Source organism: Maritimibacter sp. HL-12 (genome assembly GCF_900177545.1).
In the GTDB taxonomy this organism is placed as follows: domain Bacteria; phylum Pseudomonadota; class Alphaproteobacteria; order Rhodobacterales; family Rhodobacteraceae; genus Sinisalibacter.
Window position 1 is genome coordinate 3,254,218 of the sequence record NZ_FXBQ01000001.1, and the last position, 16,208, is coordinate 3,270,425.

A 16,208-nucleotide genomic window follows, 5' to 3' on the forward strand; every position below is an offset into this window, starting at 1 on the left:
GATGTCGAACCTCTTCTACCAGTCGCGCCAGCCGCGGCCATTTCTGGACCGTGGCGAAGGCATCTATCTCTACGACGTGGACGGCAAGCGCTACATCGACGGCTCGTCGGGCGCGATGGTCTCCAACATCGGCCATTCCAACCCGCGCGTGCTCGCGGCGATGCAGGCGCAGATGGCGCGCGCCACCTTCGGCTACCGGCTGCATTTCCGCACCGAACCCTCCGAGGCGCTGGCGACGAAAACCGCCTCGCTGATGCCCGAGGGGCTCGACCGGGTGTTCTTCGTCTCCGGCGGTTCGGAAGCGGTGGAAAGTGCGATCAAGCTCGCCCGGCAATATGCGCTCACGCAAGGGCAAGGCAGCCGCTGGAAGGTGATCTCGCGCTTCCCCTCCTACCACGGCTGCACGCTGGGCGCGCTCGCGCTCACCGGCTACGACCCGCTCGCGCGGCCGTTCGATCCGATGATGCGCGACATGCCCAAGATCGCGGCCCCCACAACCTATCTCGACCGCGACAACCTCACCGAGGCGGAGCGCGGGCTGAAATATGCCGAGCTTCTGCGTGACGAGATCCTCGCGCAAGGGCCCGACAGCGTGCTCGCCTTCATCATGGAGCCGGTCGGCGGCGCCTCCACCGGCGCGCTGGTGGCCCCCGACAGCTATTACGGGCGTATCCGCGAAATCTGCGATGAGTTCGGCATCCTCCTGATCTACGACGAGGTGATGACGGGGGCAGGGCGCACCGGCAAATTCCTTGCCGCCGAGCACTGGGGGATTACCCCCGATATCGTCGCGCTCTCCAAGGGCTTCGCCGCCGGCTACGCGCCGCTCGGCGCGATGGTGGCGCGGGGCGACATCGTCGAGGCGGTGCTCGACGCGGGCGGCTTCCTGCACGGCTTCACCTATGCCGGCAACCCGCTCGCCTGCGCCGCCGGGCTGGCGGTGATCGACGAGATCGAGCGCGCCGGGCTGGTGGAGAACGCCGCGCGGATGGGCGCAGTGCTCAAGGCCCGGCTCGAAGGGCTGATGGTGCGCTATCCCTTCATCGGCGACGTGCGCGGGCTGGGGCTGCTGCTCGCCTTCGAGATGGTCTCCGACCGCGAGACGATGGAGCCGCTGCCGCCGTCTCTGAACGCCCATTCCCGACTGGTCGATCTCGCCTATGAGCGCGGGCTGATCATCTACTCGCGCCGCACCCGCGGCGGCATCACGGGCGACCATTTCATGATCGCACCCCCGCTGATCATCACCGAGGCACAGATCGACGAGATGATGGCGCTCCTGACCGACGCGCTCGACGCCTTCGCGCTGGAAGCCGGGCTGGCGGTAGCGGCGTGACGGGGCACACCGATATCCGGCCCGCGCGGCCCGACGACGCACCCGCGATCGCTGAAATGCTGGTACGCATGGGCGAGGATCTGAACGATCCGCCCTCGGCCACCGAGGCCACGATCCGGGCGGATGGTTTCGGCCCCGCTGCACGGTTCTCCACCCTCATCGCGGAAGCGGATGGCCGCCCGGTCGGCTTCACGCTCTATTTTCCGCATTACTCCACCACGCGCGGCGGCCCGGGTGTCTACCTTCAGGACATCTGGACCGCGCCCGAACAGCGCGGGCAGGGGCTTGGCGCGGCGCTTCTGGCCGCCGTCGCCGCCCGCGCGGCGCGCGACTGGGGCGCGGGCTATCTCGCGCTCAGCGTCCACGGCCACAATGCCGATGCCGAACGGCTCTACAGCCGCCTCGGCTTCACCCCCGACCGGGGCCTGCGCCCGATGGCGCTGACCGGCGAAGGCTTCTCCGCGCTGGCCGGGGAGGGCGTGGCATGAGGCTGCCCGACAAGACCTGCACCATCGAAGACGCCATTGCCCGGATTCCCGAGGGGGCCACGGTGATGGTGGGCGGCTTCGGCGTGCCGGGCACGCCCTTCACCCTGATCCGCGAGCTGGTCCGGCAGGGCCAGCGCAACCTCACCCTCATCAAGAACGATGCCAACGAGCGTGGCATGGGGATCGACCACCTGATCGCCAATGGCCAGGTCGCGCGACTGATCACCACCCATATCGGCCTCAACCCCCGCGCCATCGAGATGCTGAACGCCGGTCACCTCGCGGTGGAATTCAACGCGCAAGGCATCCTTGCCGAGCGGGTGCGGGCCGGGGGCGCGGGGCTCAAGGCCATCGTCACCGATATCGGGCTTGCAACCGAACTGGCCGATGGCAAGCCGCGGATCGAGATCGCCGGCAAACCGGCGCTCGTCGAAACCGCGTTGCGCGCCGACGTGGCGCTGATCCACGCCCACCGGGCCGACGTGTTCGGCAACCTCGATTACGTCGCCACCGCGCGCAATTTCAACCCGCTCATGGCGATGGCCGCCGACATGGTGATCGCCGAGGCCGAGGCGGTGATGCCGCTGGGCGATCTCGCCGCCGACGAGGTGCACACGCCGGGCCCCTTCGTCGATCACGTCGTCGGCCTCACCGAGATCAGCGAGGAATACGCCGTTGTCCGACGCTAGAAACAGGATGGTCGCCCGCGCCGCGCGCGAGATCGCGCCGGGCATGGTGGTGAACCTCGGGATCGGCTTGCCGACCAAGGTGGTGGACCATCTTTCCGCCGATTTCCCGGTCTGCCTGCACACCGAGAACGGGCTCTCCGGAATCGGCCCGACGCTGCCGCCCGAGGCCGCCAACCGCAACCTGATCGACGCCGGCGGGGCTTACGTCTCCACCGTGCCCGGCTCGGCCTTCTTCGACAGCGCGGTGAGTTTTGCCCTTGTGCGCTCGGGGCGGCTCGATCTGACCATGCTGGGCGCTTTCGAGGTGGCCGAAACCGGCGATCTCGCCAACTGGAAGATCCCCGGCAAGTTTTCCCCCGGCGCGGGCGGCGGGATCGAACTGGCGCAGAAGGCGCGCCGCGTGGTGGTGCTCACCACCCATACCGACCGCGCGGGCAACCCCAAGCTCAAATCCGCCTGCGCGCTGCCGATCACCGCGCGCGCCTGCGTCAACCGGGTGTTCACCGATCTTGCGGTGATCGACATCACGCCTGCGGGATTTACCTTGCGTGAACTGGCCGTAGGCGTGAGCCTTGCGGAAGTGACCGAGGCCACCGGCGCGGCGCTTTTGCTGCCCGGGGGCGAAATTCCCACCTTCTGAGGAGGCGCGCATGGACGCAGAGACCGCAACCCGCATCCTGAACGCCGTCGACGCCCGCTTCGACGCGCAGGTGGCCTTCCTCGCCGAACTCACCCGCTTTCCCTCGACGCGCGGCAATGAACAGGGCGCGCAGGAATTCATGGCCGCCGAGATGGCATCGCGGGGCTACTCCGTGGATCGCTGGCAAATCGACGTGGACGAGATCCGCGCCCTGCCGGGCTTCTCGCCGGTGCTTGGCCCCTACGAGGATGCGGTCAACGTGGTCGGCACGCGGGTTGGCACCAGCGGCAAGGGCCGCTCGCTGATCCTCAACGGCCATATCGACGTGGTGCCCGAAGGCCCGCACGAGATGTGGGACAGCCCGCCCTACGCGCCGCGGGTGGACGATGGCTGGATGTATGGCCGCGGCGCGGGCGACATGAAGGCAGGACTGGCCTCCAACCTCTTCGCGCTCGACGCGCTCGCCGCTTGCGGCCTCGCCCCGGCGGCGGATGTCTTCGTGCAATCGGTCGTCGAGGAAGAATGCACCGGCAACGGCGCGCTGGCCTGCCTCGCGCGCGGTTACAAGGCCGAGGCGGCGCTGATCCCCGAACCCTTCGCCGAAAGCCTCGTGACCGCCCAGGTCGGGGTTCTGTGGTTTCAGGTTCACCTCAAGGGCCTGCCCACGCATGTGGCCTATGCCGGGACAGGGGCCAACGCCATCGAGGCGGCGATCCCGCTGATCGCCGCGCTGCACGGGCTGGAAGACCGCTGGAACGGCGAGGAGCACCGCCACCCCGAGTTTGCCCACCACCACCACCCGCTCAACCTCAACATCGGCAAGATCATCGGCGGCGACTGGTCGAGCTCGGTGCCCGCCTGGTGCGTCTTCGATGTGCGCATGGGGCTGTTTCCGGGGCAGGACATGGCAGCAGCCAAGGCCGAGATCGAGGCTGTTCTGATGGAGGCCGCGCGCGAAAATGCATTTCTGCGCAACAGCTTGCCGGAGGTTGTTTATCACGGCTTCGAGGCCGAGGGCTACGCGCTCGCCGAGGATGACAGCGCCACGGCCAAGGCCGCCATCGGCGCGCTGGAGGTGGCCCACAACGCTGTCACCGGTGCAGCCCTCGACCGGCTCGCAATCACCGCCACCACCGATGCCCGCTTCTTCGGCCTCTATGCCGATACGCCCGCGCTGGTCTATGGCCCGCGCGCCGAGGCGATCCACGGCTTCAACGAGCGCGTGGAGCTGGAAAGCATGCGCCGGGTCACACAAGCCACCGCGCTGTTCATCGCCGGTTGGTGCGGGCTGGAACTACTCTGAAAGGACCAACCATGCGCGACGCCGTCATCGTCTCCACCGCCCGCACGCCGATCGGCAAGGCCTATCGCGGCGCGTTCAACAACCTCGAAGGCCCGGCGCTCGGGGCCCATGCGGTGCGTGCCGCCGTGGCCCGTGCGGGGCTTGAGGGCGGTGAGATCGAGGAGGCGATCTTCGGCTCGGCCCTCACCCAAGGTTCCACCGGGGTGAACGTTGCCCGCCACGTCGCCCTCGCGGCGGGGCTGCCTTCGAGTGTCGCGGCGGTGACGCTCGACCGGCAATGCGCCTCCGGCCTGAACGCCATCGCCAGCGCCGGCCACATGATCCGCGCCGAGGGGGTCGACGTGGCGCTGGCGGGCGGGCTGGAAACCATCTCGCTGGTTCAGAACGAGCACTGGAACGGTCACCGCTACCTCACGCCGGGAGTGGCCGAAGGCTATTACTTCTCGATGCTCGACACCGCCGAGGTGGTGGCCGCGCGCTACGGGGTGAGCCGCGAGGCGCAAGACGCCTACGCGCTGCAAAGCCAGCGCCGCACGGCGGGCGCGCAGGCGGCCGGGCGGTTCGACGACGAGATCGTGCCGGTCGAGGCGGTCAAGCTGGTGATCGACAAGGCCACGGGCGAGACACGCGAGGCGCGCGTGGTTCTGGAGGCCGACGAGTGCAACCGCCCGGCCACAACGCTCGAAGGGCTGGCGGGCCTCGCGCCGGTGCTCGGCGAGGGCAAGACGGTGACGGCCGGTAACGCCAGCCAGCTTTCCGACGGGGCGGCGGCGCTGGTGGTGATGGAAGCGGGCGCGGCGGCGCGGCGCGGGTTGGCACCGCTCGGGCGGCTGAGGGGCTTTGCCGTGGCCGGGGTGGCGCCCGAGGAAATGGGGATCGGCCCGCTGGTGGCGATCCCGCGCCTGCTGGAGCGCCACGGTCTCAGCATCGACGAGATTGACCTGTGGGAGATCAACGAGGCCTTCGCCGCCCAGCTCCTCCCCTGCCGCGACGGCTTGGGCATTCCCGACGAGCTTCTCAACGTGAACGGCGGCGCGATCTCGATCGGCCATCCCTACGGCATGTCGGGCGCGCGGATGGCGGGGCACCTGCTGCTGGAGGGCCGCAGGCGGGGGGCCAAGCTCGGCGTTGTCGCGATGTGCGTCGGCGGCGGGCAGGGCGCGGCGGGGCTGTTCGAAATCTTCTGACCGCCCGCGCGCCTCAGACCACGCCCGCCAGCTTGTCGAGCATCGGTCCGAGGAAGGGCTCGTAGCGCCGCCAGGCCTCGGAACTGCCGGTATACATCTTCTCGCGGACCTGGCTGGCTGAGACCGTGCGCACCGCGCGCTTGGTGCGGTGGAAATCGAGGCAGGTGTCCTCCCAGTCCAGCCCGGCGGCGGCAAGGAGCTTGCGGGTTTCCTCCTCCTGGTGCTCGGTCAGGCGCTCGTAGGGCACCGTGGCGATCCGGTCGGGGTAGAGGCTGGCCCAGAACGCCATCAGGTCGAGATGGGCAAGATACATCGCCGCGGTATCTTCCATGTCGTTGCCGAAGTTGTTCGACGAACCCACGAAGGAGTTGGAATAGTTCGACCAGCAGGTCGCCCGCGCATCGCGGCGCATGAACAGCACCCGCGCCTCGGGCATCGCGGCAAGCGCGTGGCCGAGGTGGCGGAAATTGAGCGGGGTCTTGTCGGTGATCACGGGCTTGCCCGCCCCGAGCCGGCCGAGCGCGCCGAAGTAGTCGCGCCGCAGCGCCATCAGCGTGTCGCGGTCGGGCGGCGCACCGATCTCGGCATCGCGCCAGCCCAGCCGCGCCATGCCGGTGCCGATCGCGGGCAACTCGCCCGCCCCGTGCACCTGGCTGTGGCTGGCGAGGATCTGCTCGACCAGCGAGGTGCCCGACCGCGGCATCCCGACGATGAACAGCGGGCGGTGCGGCGCGGGCACCTCGGCGAGAGCGGCCGTGTCGAGCGGGGCGATCCCGCCTGCAAATTGCGCCTTCATCGCCGCGAACATGGCGAGATGGGCCTCGATGTCATAGGGCTCGGCCTTGCGCCGCATGCGGTTGGCGCGGTCGAGACGGGCGAAGGCCGCTGCCTCGTCGCCGGCCTTGTCCAGCGCCTTGAACAGGGTGAAGCCGATGATTGTGCGCTGTCCCGGGCTCACTGCCGGGTCGTCGAACAGCGCCTCCATGCGGGCAAAGTCCGGGTGATCGAGCGGCAGCGTGTCGATCTGCCAGCGCATGGCGAGCGGTTCCGGCGTTGCCGGGTCGAGCGCGAGGGCCTTGTCGTAGGCCTCGATCGCGCGCGCCTTGTCGCCCAGTTCGCGGTGCATGTTGCCAAGCAGGTTCCATGTCTTGGCATCCTTCGGATCGCGCGCGAGAGCGGCTTCGCAGGCGGCCAGCGCCTCTTCGCTGCGGCCGACGTCTCCCAGCGCGCGGGCGTGGTTGCTGTGCAGCACGGCAAGCTCGGGCTTGAGCGCGGCGGCGCGGCCCAGAGCCTCCACCGCCTCGTCGACCCGGCCGAGCGCATTGAGCGCATTGCCGATGTTGTTGAGCACGTCGATGTTGCCCGGCTCCAGTGCCTGCGCGGCCTCGAAAGCGTCGAGCGCCCTCTGGGCTTGGCCGAGGGCAGCACGGGCATTGCCCAGCCCGATCTGCGCTTGCACCAGTTTGGGCGCGCGGGCTACGGCCTGCTCGAAACACGCCAGCGCCGCATCGGCGCGTTCGGTGTTGACCAGCGCATAACCCAGGATGAGCTGCGCCTGCACCATGTTCGGGTCAAGCTTCAGCGCGGCGCGGGCGGCGGCTTCGGCGTCGTGGTGTCGGCCCATCTGGGCGAGCGCCGTGGCCCTGTTGGCATGCGCCCCGGCGAAGCCGGGATCGAGCGCGCTGACCCGGTCGAACCCGGCGATCGCGGCATCGAGCCTGCCGGCCCGCATCTGCGCCAACGCCAGCAGGTTCAGGATCGCGGGGTCTTTCGGAAACAGCAGCGCCAGCCGTTGCCCCTCGGCGAGCACGCTGGCGATGTCGCCGCGCTGCATCAGGCGTTGCAACGCCTGCATCTGTTGGGGCGCGGGGCCCGGGGCGCGCGGCGCGGCGGCCTGCCGGGCGGCACCGGGGGTGGCACCGGGGCGACCGGCCTGCGCCGTGGCGAGGGCCTCCAGCCCCTTGCGCGCGGTGGCATTGCCGGGAAACTTCGCCAGAACCTCGCGGTAGAGCGCTGCCGCACCGCCGCGGTCGCCTTGCTTCGCCAGTTTGGCTGCCTTGCGCAATGTAGCGTCAACCGACATCGCCCGTCTCCCCCGGTGTTGTTCCGGCCCGTTTTCTCACGCGCTCGCGGCGAAGGCCAGTGCCGACCGGCGTTTCAGCCGCCATAGCGCGCGACGAAGTTGCGCAGGATCAGTTCCGGGTAGCGCACGTCTTCGCCGCGCACCGTCTCGATCAGCGCCGCCGCCGTTTCGGGCGGGAAATAGCCCTTGTGCTTGTAGATATGGATGCGGGTCTCGAAGCCTGCGGCGTCGGCCTCGGGGTGAAACTGCGTGGCATAGACGTTGGACCCGAAGCGCAGCATCTGGAACGGGGTCGGCTCTGACGCGACCAGCCGCACCGTGCCTGGTGGCAGCGCCTGCACCGCCTCCTTGTGGCCGACGAAGGCACGGAAATGCGCGGGCACGCCCGCCATCAGTGGATCGGCGCGGCCGTCGTCGGTCAGGCTGCAATCGACCGCGCCCACCGGCTCGCCGTAGGCGGCCTTCGAGACGATCCCGGGGCTCAAGTGGTGGCCGAGAATGCCGATGCCGTAGCAGCAGCCGAGAAAAGCAAGGTCGCGACCGCAGATCTCGGGCATCAGGCCCATGATCGCGTCTTCGATGTGCTTTTCTAACGCGTCTTTCTCGTCTTCGGGGTCGGACACGCAGCCCGGGCCCCCGCCGACGATCACGCCGCTGTAGCGGTCGAGATCGAGATCTGCGGGCAGGTCGTCGAGATCGAGGCGGATCCGGTGCACATCGCCGGGCGCGAGCCCGCCCTTGGCAAGAAAGGCGGCAAACTCGTTGTCGGCGGCCTCGGTCTCGGGGCGCAGTTGCAGGATCAGGAACGGTTTCATGGCATGTCCGCTAGCCGGTGATACGCGATCGGTCAAGCCGAACCGGGCGGCGCAGGGCGATCAGAACGTCGCCCCGAGCAGACGGTCGATCGGGGCGAAATCGTCGGTCAGGATCATTTCGCCGTGCTCGGCGCGCAGGGCGGCCAGAAAGTTCTTGGGAAGACGGCCGAACCCCTTGGGCGCGGGCGTGAGGGTTTCGACGAACTCCGCCGGGCTGGCCCCGTCGCCCGCCGCGAGCACGAAAACCCGCTGCGCGCCGGGGTCGAGCCGTTCGGCGCTGGTCCAGACCTCGACCACCGGAAACACCGCCTCGGCGGTAGCGAGGATCGCGGCCAGCGCGGCGAGGCTGCCGGCGTGGTCGATCACGTTCATCAGGTAGACCCCGCCGGGCGCGAGGCGCGAGGCGGCAAGCTCGAAGAACTCGCGGGTGATCAGGTGCTGCGGCACCGCGATATCGGTGAAGGCGTCGCCGATGATGACATCGTAGCGATCAGCGCGGCGGGCGAGGGCGCGGCGGGCGTCTTCGTGCAGGATCTCGACGCCGTCGGGATCGAACCAGAAATCGGCGATCGCCATCTCGGTCACCGCCGGGTCGATCTCGGCCACGGTCATCTCCGGGCGCGGCGCGCGGGCATCCCAGGCGCGCGGGATCGAATAGGTGCCGCCGCCGATGAAGAAGGCACCGAAGGGCTGCGCGCCCATGCGCAGCCGGGCGATGACCTCGAGCAAGGCGGCGTGGTCGGTGTGCATCACCTCCGGGGCATCGCGCGCCGAGATGCCATGGGCGAGATGATCGAGCACCATCAGCCGCTGCGGTGCCTGTGGATCGGACGAGACATCGAGGCTGCGCAGGCAGAAATAGCGGCTCTCCACGCTGCAGGGCGAGGGCGCGGCGAGGGCGGTGGCGGCCAGCGCCAGCGGCGCGACCAGGGCCCCGGTCATCAGCGCCAGCGCGGGCACCTCTCCGGCGCGACGGCCAAGGCCGAAGAGGATCAAGGTGGCGAGCGCATAGGCCAGCGTGACCGCGGCGAGGGTGCCGATCGAGCCGAGCCAGGCGATGAACAGGAACCCCGCGAGCAGGGTGCCCGCGATCGCGCCGATCGCCCCGGCGGCGAACATCGCGCCGAGCGCGCGGCCCTGTCGCTCGGGCGCGGCGGCCACCGCGATGGCGGCGAGCACCGGGGCGGGAATGCCGGCAAACAGCGAGGGCAGGAAGAAGGCGATCATGCTGAGCGCGACAATCGCGGTCACCGCGTTGTCAGTGGCAGGCAGCACCAGCGCAGCCCCCCAGCGCAGCAGGAAGACCGCGCCCGCCGTGGTCAGCGCCGCCGCCGCCAGCGCCCAGCCGGTGGCAAGAAGCGCGCGGCCGGGCGCACGCTCGGCGATGATCCCGCCGATCCAGTGGCCCACCGAGAAGCCCGCCAGCACCACCGCGATCACCGATGTCCAGGTATAGAGCGACATGCCCACGTAAGGCGCAAGCATCCTGCCCGCGACGATCTCGACCACCAGCGAGGCGGCCGACACCGCGCCCTGAAGCAAGACGAGAAGCCAGACGGGGGGCAGGGCGCGGGCAGTCATGCAGGCTCCTCGGCGGGTGGACCGGGAGCGACTGTGCGTCGGCCACGGGTTTCGGGCAAGGACAAACTCGGCCCGACGGGCTGCCCCTGCGGCAATTCGTGCCCTCGCAACAGGGCGGAGAAAAGGAACATAACGAATATGAGATATGTATGGTTCGGTTCCCCCCAAGGGTGCCGGATGGGAGGAGACAGCAATGCAACGACTGGCAAGCAAGGCTTGGCTCGTGCTCGGGTTGGGCCTTTGGCTCGGTGTGGCGGGCAGCGGTCTGGCGCAGAACGAGAGTGTCACCACCGGGGCGCCGCCGCCGCCCGAGCGGGTGGCCGTGCCCAGCACCTCGACGGCGGATCACTCGAAATTCGAGATCCTCCAGAAGGAATTCGCCTCCGGACCGGAGGTCACCGCGGCTTGCCTGAGTTGCCACACCGAGGCCGACGACCAGGTCATGCACTCGATCCACTACCAGTGGAAATTCGACTCCTCGTCCGGTCAGACCCTCGGCAAGAGCGAGGTGCTCAACTCGTTCTGCGGCAACGTTGCCGGCAACGAGCCGCGCTGCACCTCCTGTCACGCCGGCTACGGCTGGGACGACATGGCGTCACCACCCCCGGCGCAATCCAACGCCGTCGATTGCCTCGCCTGCCATGACCGTTCGGGACAATACACCAAGCTCGCCGACGCCGCCGGGCATCCGCCGCTGGAGCCGGTGAAGGCCGGTGCGGTGACGATCTCCGGCCAGCCGGCCTGGGCCGTCGATCTCGCCAAGGCGGCGCAGAGCGTCGGCCAGCCCGGGCGCGACAATTGCGGCAACTGCCACTTCTACGGCGGCGGCGGCGACAACGTGAAACACGGCGACCTGTCGTCGGTGCTTTTCGAGCCCTCGCTGGCGGTGGATGTCCACATGTCGCCCGAGGGTGAAAACTTCACCTGCTCCACCTGCCATGTCTCCGATCAGCATGAATGGGCGGGCTCGCGCTACGAGGTGCATGCCACCGACCCCGGCACCGGCAAGCCCGGCGAACGGCGCGACGTGGCGACCTGCGAAAGCTGCCACTCGGCCGATCCGCATCCGACCTCGCTGATCGGCATGAAGCTCAATGATCACGTCGACGTGGTGGCCTGCCAGACCTGTCACATCCCCGAGTTCGCGCGTGGGGGCGTCGCCACCAAGACGGTTTGGGACTGGTCGACCGCCGGCAGGCTCTCGCCCGAGGGCAAGCCGATGCACGAGGAAAACTACGTGCAGGGCGACGGCAAGGCGCTGCACACCTACCTATCCACCAAGGGCGATTTCGAATGGGGCGAGAATGTCGTGCCGCATTACGCCTGGTTCGACGGGCAGGTGGACTACACCACCGGCGACATGGAGATCGACCCCAGCGAGATTGTCGAGGTCAACCGCGTTCACGGCGCGCGTGAGGATGGCCGGAGCCGGATCTGGCCGTTCAAGCTCATGGAAGGCAGCCAGTCCTACGATGCCGGGTTCAACAAGCTGGCCTATGCCCAGGTCTGGGGGCCGGACACCGACACGGCGTTCTGGACCAACTTCGACTGGTCGAAGGCCATCGAGGCGGGGATGAAGGCGGCGGGATCCGAGTATTCCGGCGAGTTCGGCTTTGTCGATACCCACATGTACTGGCCGATCACCCACATGGTGGCCCCGGCCTCCGACGCGCTCGACTGCGTCGCCTGCCATGCCGAAGACAGCCGCCTCGCGGGGCTGGCCGGGGTCTACATGCCGGGCACCGACACGATGTCCTGGATCGGGATCCTCGGCCGGCTGATGGTGCTGGGCGCGCTCCTCGGCGTCATCGGCCACGGCCTTCTGCGCCTCGTCAACCGCTCGAAGGGAGGAAGCCACCATGGCTAATCGCATCGTCAAGGTTTTCCCGCGGTTCGAGCGGTTCTGGCACTGGACCCAGATGGCGTTGATCTTCGTGCTGATCTTCACCGGCTTCGGGTTGAACGGGGTGCATGGGCTGATCCCGTTCCGGATGGCGGTGACCTTGCACACGGTCGCGGCGCTGGTGCTGCTGGCGGTCTGGATCTTTGCCACCTTCTGGCTCTTCACCACCGGCACCTGGAAACAGTTCCTGCCAAAAGTGGAGGGGATGCTGGAAGTGGCGCGGTTCTACGCCTGGGGCGTGTTCAAGGGCGAGGAACATCCCTATCGCAAGATCTTCTGGCGCAAGCACAACCCGTTGCAGGCGGCGACCTACTTCGCGCTGAAATGGATGGTCTTCCCGGCGATCTGGGGCACCGGACTGGTCTATCTCGCCTACAATTTCTGGGAGCCGTTGCCGAACGCGGTGTTCTTGCTCAAGATCGTCGCCAACCTGCACCTGCTGGCCGCCTACGTGATCGTGACCTTCGTCATCCTCCACGTCTATCTCCTGACCGTGGGCCACGGGTTCCGCGAGCACGTCAAGCCGATGGTGACCGGGTTTGACGAAATCGAGCTGACGCCGGAACAGGAAGCCTACCTGGAACAGAACGAGCCCTGGCGACTGAAGCACTGATCCGGGCTTTCGGGTCGAGGCAAGGCCGGTGTCTGCGGGGGCGGACACCGGCCTTTTTCATGGCGCAGGTCGTGGTCACACCCCGGTGAGGTGGCGCAGGCGGGGTTGATCCGGGCCGCGGCACCGGGGGAGGGTGGTGGTAAAACCGAAACCGAAAAGGAGAGGTTGGCATGCCCCTTACCGAACAACAGGAAGCGCTCTGCCGCGACAACACCACAGATTTCTCCGATCTGAGCGCGGTCTTCATCAACACCTCGCTGAAGCGCGATCCGGACGAGAGCCACACCCGGCTCCTGATGAACGTTTCCGCCACGATCATGGAACGCAACGGGGTGCACGTGGATCACCTGCACATGCTGTCGTACCAGGTTCCCCCCGGGGTTTACCCCGACATGACCGAACACGGCTGGGACACCGACGACTGGCCGACGCTGTGGGAGCGGGTCAAGGCCGCCGATATCCTCGTCGTCGGCACACCGCTCTGGCTCGGCGAGGAGAGCAGCGTCTGCCGGGTGCTGATCGAACGGCTCTACGGCATGTCGGGCCTGCTCAACGACAAGGGCCAGTCGATCTATTACGGCAAGGTCGCGGGCAGCGTGATCACCGGTAACGAGGACGGTGTGAAACACGCGGCGATGACGATCGGCTATGCGCTCTCGCATCTCGGCTACACAATTCCGCCGCAAGCCGATTGCGGCTGGATCGGCGAGGCCGGGCCGGGTCCGTCCTATGGCGACATGGTCGAAGGCGAGCCCACCGGGTTTGACAACGATTTCACCCAGCGCAACACCACGATCATGAGCTGGAACATCCTGCATCTCGCACGGATGCTGAAGGACGCGGGCGGCTATTCCAATCACGGCAACGATCGCAATGCGTGGAGCGCGGGGTGCCGGTTCGACTATGACAATCCCGACTATCGGCGCTGAGGGGCGATGGCCGGACCGCAAAACCCCGGCGCCGGCCCGGGGAGTGCGAAAGATCTAAGATGTCGGGGTTGACCGGAGGGCTCAGCCGCCCCAGGTGCGCACCACGCCACAATCCATGTGCACGAAGTTCGAGCCGGAATACTTGCCGACACCGCCGGCCCTGCAGGCGGTCGCCGCCTTGAACATCTGGTGCACCGAGCGGGATTTCAGCCGAAGATCGGCGGCCTGGCCCTTGAGATGCAGCGAGTTTTTCGCAACGCCGCTCGAGCGGGACCGCAGCATCGCGTTGGTTTCCGGGCTGCGGTAGCCGGACAGCAGCATGTAGGGCTCGTTCACGTCGAGCAGCCCGTGTGCGGCGGCCATGATGTCGACGGTGCGGGCGTCGATCTGGATCGTCTTGTTGTTGCGCCAGTCGCGCATGAAATGGTTGATCTCGGCGATCGCCTCGGGGATGTACTTGCCTTCGATCCAGTAGATCGTGTCGATCCGCTCGCCGGTGCGGCCCGAGTACATCACGATGCGGCGGATATCGCCACCGCCACGCAGGAAACCGGCGGCCTTGGCGAATGTGGGTGCGGCGGTGACGGCTGTTGCCGCGAAAGCGCCCAGTAGAGCGCGCCGGCTCAGCCCGTTAAAGCTTGTGCTTGTCATCTGTCCGAGTTCGTCCCGTATTCTGCTTGGTGCCGCGCCACGCTGCCTCGCGCGCCACGGTTGCGATTGCGCCTGACCCCCCAGACACGAAGACGTTATGCCATACAACGAATCGTCCTCCAACCCCTCGCGTTGCCGCAGGTTCCACGGACAAGCAAAATCGGCAGAAATCTGCTGAAACTCGCTAACTTCCGGTTAACTGTGGCCACCATGTCGCAGCCGCCAAGGCGAAGCAGGCCAGAAGGCGGTTTTGGCGCTTTTGTGAATGGACAGGCGTTCGCAAGCTGGCAAACTGGCGTGAAACCGGGAATCCATTAGTGATTTGAGCATTCAAGACGGGGAAATTCCAAGATGTCGCTGCCGCGCCTTCGCAAGACTTTTGTTCACGCCCTTGCCGCGGCCGCCGTGCTCGGTCTCGCCTCGCCGGCCGCCGCCACCTCGGCGGATCTGCGCTTTCCCGCCTTCGCCCAGGCCGTTGCCGAGGCCGCCCTCGGCCATGACGAAGTCGCCGCCTTCTACCGCGAGACCGGCTACCAGCCGATCTGGACCGGGCAGGCACCGGGCGAGCGGGCCCGGCTGGAGGCGCTCCTGAAGGCGATCCTTTCGGCCGGCGATCATGGCCTGCCGGTCTCGGCCTACGACACCACCGAGCTTCAGGCGATGATGCGCGCGGTGTCGTCGCCTCGCGACCGGGGCCGGGTCGAGGTTGAGCTCACCCGGCTGTTCCTGACCTATGCCCACCAGCTTCAAAGCGGTATCGTCACGCCGAGCCAGATCGACCCGGGGATGGTCCGGGTGCCCGACCGGCGCGACAGCACCGCGTTGCTCACCGGCTTCATCGAGGCCGAGAACCCCGAGGCGTTCATGCACACCTTGGTGCCGACCTCGGACGAATACGCCCGGCTGATGCACAAGAAGTTCGAGCTTGAGCGGCTGATCGCGGCAGGCGGCTGGGGGCCGGGCGTGCCGGGCAGCGCGCTAAGGCCCGGCGACGTCGGGATGCCGGTGGTCGCGCTGCGCAACCGGCTGGTGGCGATGGGCTACCTCGATCGCTCCGCCACGATCACCTACGACGCCGATATCCAGCGCGCGGTGCAGCGGTTTCAGGAAAACGCCGGGCTGAACGCCGACGGCGTCGCCGGGCCATCGACGATCCGCGCGCTCAACGTCGAGCCCGAGGAGCGGCTGAAGTCGATCATCGTGGCGATGGAGCGCGAGCGTTGGCTCAGCATCGACCGGCAGAAGCGCTATATCTGGGTCAACCTGACCGATTTCACCGCCCGCGTCGTCGATGGCGGCGAGATCACCTTCGAGACCCGTTCGGTGGTCGGCCAGAACCGGGGCGACACCCGCACGCCGGAGTTTTCCGACGAGATGGATCACATGGTGGTCAACCCGAGCTGGTATGTGCCGCGCTCGATCTCGGTGAACGAATACCTGCCCGGCATGATCGCTTCGGGCGGGGCCAGTGCCGGACACCTCCAGTTGATCGACGGCCGGGGCAACGTGGTGCCGCGATCCGCGGTGAACTGGGAAGAGGTCAACCCGCGCAATTTCCCGTTCGATCTCAAGCAACCGCCCTCGCGCGGCAACGCGCTGGGGCTGGTCAAGTTCATGTTCCCCAACCAGTACAACATCTACCTCCACGACACCCCCTCGAAGAGCCTGTTCAACAACGAGGTGCGAACCTACTCGCATGGCTGCGTGCGGCTGGCCGACCCGTTCGACTTCGCCTATACCCTGCTGGCACCGCAGACCGCCGATCCCGAGGGCTATTTTCACTCGGTGCTCGACACCGGGCGCGAGACCCGGGTGGACCTCGAACCTGCGGTGCCGGTGCACATCGTCTACCGCACCGCCTATTCCGATCTGCGTGGCCACATGAGCTACCGGGCCGACGTCTACGGCCGCGATGCCAAGGTCTGGGCCGCGCTCGAAGCCGCGGGAGTGCGGCTGCCGGGATACGAAAGCTGAACATCGACGCAGGAAA

General features: G+C 67.8%; 14 protein-coding genes. 10 read left to right on the forward strand and 4 right to left on the reverse strand.

What is annotated here, in order from left to right:
• Position 1 precedes the first annotated feature (1 nt).
• From B9Y97_RS16050 to B9Y97_RS16075, 6 genes are read left to right on the forward strand one after another with little or no spacing between them, the layout of a single operon-like run.
• Complete coding sequence (locus B9Y97_RS16050; RefSeq protein WP_085527693.1) at positions 2-1,336, forward strand: aminotransferase family protein; 1,335 nt, start codon at positions 2-4, stop codon at positions 1,334-1,336.
• Complete coding sequence (locus B9Y97_RS16055; protein ID WP_085527694.1) at positions 1,333-1,824, forward strand: GNAT family N-acetyltransferase; 492 nt, start codon at positions 1,333-1,335, stop codon at positions 1,822-1,824. The genes B9Y97_RS16050 and B9Y97_RS16055 overlap by 4 nt, the downstream gene beginning before the upstream one ends.
• Entirely contained in the window at positions 1,821-2,513 is a 693-nt protein-coding gene (locus B9Y97_RS16060) for a CoA transferase subunit A (protein ID WP_085527695.1), read from the forward strand. The genes B9Y97_RS16055 and B9Y97_RS16060 overlap by 4 nt, the downstream gene beginning before the upstream one ends.
• The gene (locus B9Y97_RS16065; protein WP_254900944.1) at positions 2,500-3,153 is read left to right on the forward strand and encodes a CoA-transferase subunit beta; all 654 of its coding nucleotides are present in this window, start codon (positions 2,500-2,502) and stop codon (positions 3,151-3,153) included. The genes B9Y97_RS16060 and B9Y97_RS16065 overlap by 14 nt, the downstream gene beginning before the upstream one ends.
• 10 nt (positions 3,154-3,163) lie before the next feature.
• Positions 3,164-4,456, forward strand: coding sequence for an ArgE/DapE family deacylase (locus tag B9Y97_RS16070; RefSeq protein ID WP_085527697.1), 1,293 nt, complete (start codon positions 3,164-3,166; stop codon positions 4,454-4,456).
• Between the two features lie 11 nt (positions 4,457-4,467).
• On the forward strand, positions 4,468-5,643 hold the full coding sequence (locus B9Y97_RS16075) for an acetyl-CoA C-acyltransferase (RefSeq protein WP_085527698.1): 1,176 nt from the start codon (positions 4,468-4,470) through the stop codon (positions 5,641-5,643).
• 13 nt (positions 5,644-5,656) lie between these two features.
• Here B9Y97_RS16075 and B9Y97_RS16080 read toward each other — a convergent pair whose 3' ends face one another.
• The 3 genes from B9Y97_RS16080 to B9Y97_RS16090 all read right to left on the reverse strand — a co-directional run bounded on the left by B9Y97_RS16080 (position 5,657) and on the right by B9Y97_RS16090 (position 10,122).
• Positions 5,657-7,726, reverse strand: a complete 2,070-nt coding sequence (locus B9Y97_RS16080) for a tetratricopeptide repeat-containing sulfotransferase family protein (protein WP_085527699.1) — start codon at positions 7,724-7,726, stop codon at positions 5,657-5,659.
• Positions 7,727-7,800: 74 nt separating this feature from the next.
• Complete coding sequence (locus tag B9Y97_RS16085) at positions 7,801-8,541, reverse strand: glutamine amidotransferase (RefSeq protein WP_085527700.1); 741 nt, start codon at positions 8,539-8,541, stop codon at positions 7,801-7,803.
• 60 nt (positions 8,542-8,601) lie between these two features.
• The gene (locus tag B9Y97_RS16090; RefSeq protein ID WP_085527701.1) at positions 8,602-10,122 is read right to left on the reverse strand and encodes a fused MFS/spermidine synthase; all 1,521 of its coding nucleotides are present in this window, start codon (positions 10,120-10,122) and stop codon (positions 8,602-8,604) included.
• A 193-nt stretch (positions 10,123-10,315) separates the two neighbouring features.
• On the opposite strand from B9Y97_RS16090, the gene B9Y97_RS16095 reads away from it, so the two are divergent.
• The 3 genes from B9Y97_RS16095 to B9Y97_RS16105 all read left to right on the forward strand — a co-directional run bounded on the left by B9Y97_RS16095 (position 10,316) and on the right by B9Y97_RS16105 (position 13,567).
• Positions 10,316-11,989 (forward strand): tetrathionate reductase family octaheme c-type cytochrome, encoded by a 1,674-nt coding sequence (locus B9Y97_RS16095; protein WP_085527702.1) that lies wholly within the window; start codon positions 10,316-10,318, stop codon positions 11,987-11,989.
• A complete protein-coding gene (locus B9Y97_RS16100; RefSeq protein ID WP_085527703.1) occupies positions 11,982-12,638 on the forward strand; it encodes a cytochrome b/b6 domain-containing protein in 657 nt (218 codons plus the stop codon). The genes B9Y97_RS16095 and B9Y97_RS16100 overlap by 8 nt, the downstream gene beginning before the upstream one ends.
• Before the next feature lie 170 nt (positions 12,639-12,808).
• Complete coding sequence (locus tag B9Y97_RS16105) at positions 12,809-13,567, forward strand: flavodoxin family protein (protein ID WP_085527704.1); 759 nt, start codon at positions 12,809-12,811, stop codon at positions 13,565-13,567.
• A gap of 81 nt (positions 13,568-13,648) precedes the next feature.
• Here the strand turns inward: B9Y97_RS16105 and B9Y97_RS16110 are convergent, their stop codons facing one another.
• Positions 13,649-14,218, reverse strand: a complete 570-nt coding sequence (locus tag B9Y97_RS16110) for a peptidoglycan L,D-endopeptidase MepK (RefSeq protein ID WP_085527705.1) — start codon at positions 14,216-14,218, stop codon at positions 13,649-13,651.
• A gap of 351 nt (positions 14,219-14,569) precedes the next feature.
• On the opposite strand from B9Y97_RS16110, the gene B9Y97_RS16115 reads away from it, so the two are divergent.
• A complete protein-coding gene (locus B9Y97_RS16115; protein ID WP_085527706.1) occupies positions 14,570-16,192 on the forward strand; it encodes a L,D-transpeptidase family protein in 1,623 nt (540 codons plus the stop codon).
• Positions 16,193-16,208 lie beyond the last annotated feature (16 nt).

Coding starts and splice junctions, on each gene's coding strand:
- B9Y97_RS16050 (WP_085527693.1), top strand. CDS start 2: ATGTCGAACCTCTTCTACCAGTCGCGCCAGCCGCGGCCATTTCTGGAC.
- B9Y97_RS16060 (WP_085527695.1), top strand. CDS start 1,821: ATGAGGCTGCCCGACAAGACCTGCACCATCGAAGACGCCATTGCCCGG.
- B9Y97_RS16070 (WP_085527697.1), top strand. CDS start 3,164: ATGGACGCAGAGACCGCAACCCGCATCCTGAACGCCGTCGACGCCCGC.
- B9Y97_RS16075 (WP_085527698.1), top strand. CDS start 4,468: ATGCGCGACGCCGTCATCGTCTCCACCGCCCGCACGCCGATCGGCAAG.
- B9Y97_RS16080 (WP_085527699.1), bottom strand. CDS start 7,726: ATGTCGGTTGACGCTACATTGCGCAAGGCAGCCAAACTGGCGAAGCAA.
- B9Y97_RS16085 (WP_085527700.1), bottom strand. CDS start 8,541: ATGAAACCGTTCCTGATCCTGCAACTGCGCCCCGAGACCGAGGCCGCC.
- B9Y97_RS16090 (WP_085527701.1), bottom strand. CDS start 10,122: ATGACTGCCCGCGCCCTGCCCCCCGTCTGGCTTCTCGTCTTGCTTCAG.
- B9Y97_RS16095 (WP_085527702.1), top strand. CDS start 10,316: ATGCAACGACTGGCAAGCAAGGCTTGGCTCGTGCTCGGGTTGGGCCTT.
- B9Y97_RS16100 (WP_085527703.1), top strand. CDS start 11,982: ATGGCTAATCGCATCGTCAAGGTTTTCCCGCGGTTCGAGCGGTTCTGG.
- B9Y97_RS16105 (WP_085527704.1), top strand. CDS start 12,809: ATGCCCCTTACCGAACAACAGGAAGCGCTCTGCCGCGACAACACCACA.
- B9Y97_RS16110 (WP_085527705.1), bottom strand. CDS start 14,218: ATGACAAGCACAAGCTTTAACGGGCTGAGCCGGCGCGCTCTACTGGGC.
- B9Y97_RS16115 (WP_085527706.1), top strand. CDS start 14,570: ATGTCGCTGCCGCGCCTTCGCAAGACTTTTGTTCACGCCCTTGCCGCG.